Source organism: Microcystis sp. M53598_WE2, assembly GCF_030067735.1.
GTDB classification, from domain to species: domain Bacteria; phylum Cyanobacteriota; class Cyanobacteriia; order Cyanobacteriales; family Microcystaceae; genus Microcystis; species Microcystis aeruginosa.
On the sequence record NZ_JASJFE010000151.1, the window covers coordinates 1 to 2,913 of the forward strand.

The window sequence follows — 2,913 nt, forward strand, 5'->3', positions numbered from 1 at the left end:
GCCCAATCTTCAGGAAAACTATCACGGGTATATACTTCTAAAGACAGGTTATAAGCCGCAATCGCTAACTCTAGATTATCTGCCCTTTTCCCTCTGATGCGATATAGATAAGCATTCCCCAGACCAATTTGTGTCCTTGCCCAATCTTCAGGAAAAGCATCACGGGTATATACTTCTAAAGACAGGTCAAAAGCTGCAATAGCTAGCTCTAGATTATCTGCCCTTTCCCCTCTGATGCGATTTCCATAAGCTAACCCCAGATTATTTTGTGTCATTGCCCAATCTTCTGGAAAAGCTTCACAGGTATATACTTCTAAAGACTGGTTTAAAGCTGCAATAGCTAACTCTAGATTATCTGCCCTTTCCCCTTTGATACGATTACTATAAGCATTTCCCAGATTATTTTGTGTCATTGCCCAGTCTTCTGGAAAAGCTTCACGGGTATATACTTCTAACAGGTTTTGATAGCCTGTAATCGCAATTTCCAGCTTATTAGCCCGACTTCCCAAGGGAAAATTTTTAATATCAATACATAAATTTTGAATCACCACGGCAATACTTGGCACATCTTCTGTCTTCCCTTCAGAAAACACATTTCTAGCGTATTGTTGCAACAGTTGGGCAAAAGTATCATCTAACAGATGTTGACGGCGTTGTAGGATAGGATAAACCATCGCAGGATCATTACTCTCTGCTTCTGCTTGTAAGACTTCTAATAAAAACTCCTGATATTCCTCTATACTTCCCGCTTGAGGGTTGAGAAACTGCCCCAACCATTGCGCTATATCGCGTAACAAAGCAGCAGGATTATTATTTCCTTGTTGTTCTAACCATGTTGCATAGTTTTCCATCACCTGCAAAAAATCGGGGTCAATCAATTCCTGATTAGCTTGCAGGACATTATTGAGTTCCTCATCATTAGTACAAGTGAGCAACCGTTCAATTAAATTAACATAAGCTTGGGCGCGTTGTTCATTCATTATTTTGATTGTGATTGATGTGATTATGTGATGGACTGTGATGTTTTTTGAGAGAGACCAACCTTATGATTTAACGTGATACAATAAATATTCGTGATTGTCAAGGGGGATCGCTGCCAAATTTGTTTGATATATTCCAAGTTTCTGCCTTAGAACATATCAAACAAATTACTTTTCTGCACAAATAACTGTCATTACAGCAACTTCTTTGTCCAATTGATCTCCTATTTCATCTTCAACAACGTCCAGATCGTAATCCATTTGTAATCCCAGCCAAAATCGCGGTGACATATCAAAATAACGAGCTAACCGAAGAGCTATATCCGCCGTGATACACCGCTTTCCGTGAACGATTTCGTTAATACATTGTTCAGGAACTCCAAGAGCCAGAGCTATTTGATTCTGACTAAGGTTCATTGGCTTGATAAATTCCTCTAAAAGAACCTCACCGGGATGAATTGGCATTAGTTTATCTTCATTCATTATTTTACCTCAATGATAATCAACGATTTCTACGTCTAGAGCATCACCGTTTTGCCAGACAAAGCAAATTCGCCATTGATCGTTAACCCGAATGCTATATTGACCTTCCCTGTCACCAACCAGACGTTCCAATCGATTTGCTGGTGGGACACGAAGATCTTGCAGGGTTTCCGCACGATTAAGCATCCGCAATTTTCGCAATGCCACTTGTTGGATATCTAATGGCAATTTACGCGAATGTTTACGTTCAAAAACTTTTTGAGCTTCTTTATCTTTAAAGTTTTGGATCACTCTCTAAACAATTTCTTATCCTACTTTTAAGTATATGACGTAAGGATGATCCGATGGCAGAACTGGTTGGGGAACAGGCCAGACAGTGACTTCTGCGAATGCGTCTGGGGCCAAGATGACGCGACGACAAATGAGCGCGGTAGCCTTCATGTTGGATATACTAACAACACCTTAGCCTGTTGTCAATGTCCCCAACAGTTAAAAACACCTCATATTCTTCTATGTTTCTCGCTTGAGGGTTGAGATATTGCCCAAAGTTTTGTGTTAAATCAATCTGCATGGTTATTATTGTATCCTTATTATTTTAACCCCGTTGCATAGTTTTCCATCACCTGCAAAAATTGAGGGTCAATCAATTCCATATTAGCTTGCAGAATATTAGTTCGTTCCTCATCATTAGAACAAGTGAGCAACTGTTCAATTAAATTAACATAAGCTTGGCCGCGTTGTTCATTCATAGTCTTAACTAGGATTTTTGTGATTATGTGATGAACTGTGATGTTTTTTGGCGGATGACTCTATGATAGGATGAGTCCCCTTGATATAGGGCGATTATGACACAGAATGCTATAGAGGATATTAACTATAAACGCTCAAATTCATCAACCCTTAATCCCGCTTGCCTTAAAATACTGGCAATTGTACCGATTGTTACCTCCTTATAACAGGGAACAATCGTTGTCCTTTTTCCTTCGGGAGTATCCTTGGCAAACTTAACATGACTCCCCTTTTGACTAACAACTTCAAACCCTGCCGCTTCCAACTTGCGTTTAATCTCACGATAAGATAAAGGCTTAAGCGGCATTGATTTCTACCTCTATCTTCTGTAATTGGGGAATAACTGTTGCACAAGGCGGTTCAAAATGTAATTCTAAAGCCTCTTGCAGATTGTTTAACGCCTCGGTTTCTGTTTCCCCTTGACTAGCAACATCAACCTCTAAACATTGGGCAACAAACCAATTATCTTCTTGAAAAATTCTCGCTGTAAGTACCTGTCTCATTTTCACTTTCCTGATTGAGCTTTCCATGATTATAGGTCAGGCTAGAATGACAGTCAATTAAATAATCATATAGATCATGCTTTAGACTTCTACATAAGTAGTCGTGCAAAATTAATTTCTTGGTTAGGATAGGCACTCATGCAAGAGGCAAAAGGCAA

General features: G+C 39.4%; 5 protein-coding genes and 1 pseudogene. All 6 read right to left on the reverse strand.

Features of this window, described 5'->3' with window-relative positions; genetic code table 11:
* Positions 1 to 980: pseudogene (locus tag PX636_RS03355) on the reverse strand (tetratricopeptide repeat protein); the annotation flags it as partial.
* 168 nt (positions 981 to 1,148) lie between these two features.
* Entirely contained in the window at positions 1,149 to 1,463 is a 315-nt protein-coding gene (locus PX636_RS03360; protein WP_002737909.1) for a HigA family addiction module antitoxin, read from the reverse strand.
* A 9-nt stretch (positions 1,464 to 1,472) separates the two neighbouring features.
* Positions 1,473 to 1,754, reverse strand: a complete 282-nt coding sequence (locus PX636_RS03365) for a type II toxin-antitoxin system RelE/ParE family toxin (protein WP_002740810.1) — start codon at positions 1,752 to 1,754, stop codon at positions 1,473 to 1,475.
* 299 nt (positions 1,755 to 2,053) lie between these two features.
* Positions 2,054 to 2,212: a hypothetical protein gene (locus PX636_RS03370; protein WP_002798740.1), complete on the reverse strand. Its 159-nt coding sequence runs from the start codon at positions 2,210 to 2,212 to the stop codon at positions 2,054 to 2,056.
* Positions 2,213 to 2,337: 125 nt separating this feature from the next.
* A complete protein-coding gene (locus PX636_RS03375) occupies positions 2,338 to 2,559 on the reverse strand; it encodes a type II toxin-antitoxin system HicA family toxin (protein WP_002766389.1) in 222 nt (73 codons plus the stop codon).
* Entirely contained in the window at positions 2,549 to 2,755 is a 207-nt protein-coding gene (locus tag PX636_RS03380) for a type II toxin-antitoxin system HicB family antitoxin (RefSeq protein ID WP_002798743.1), read from the reverse strand. The genes PX636_RS03375 and PX636_RS03380 overlap by 11 nt, the downstream gene beginning before the upstream one ends.
* Positions 2,756 to 2,913: the final 158 nt, after the last annotated feature.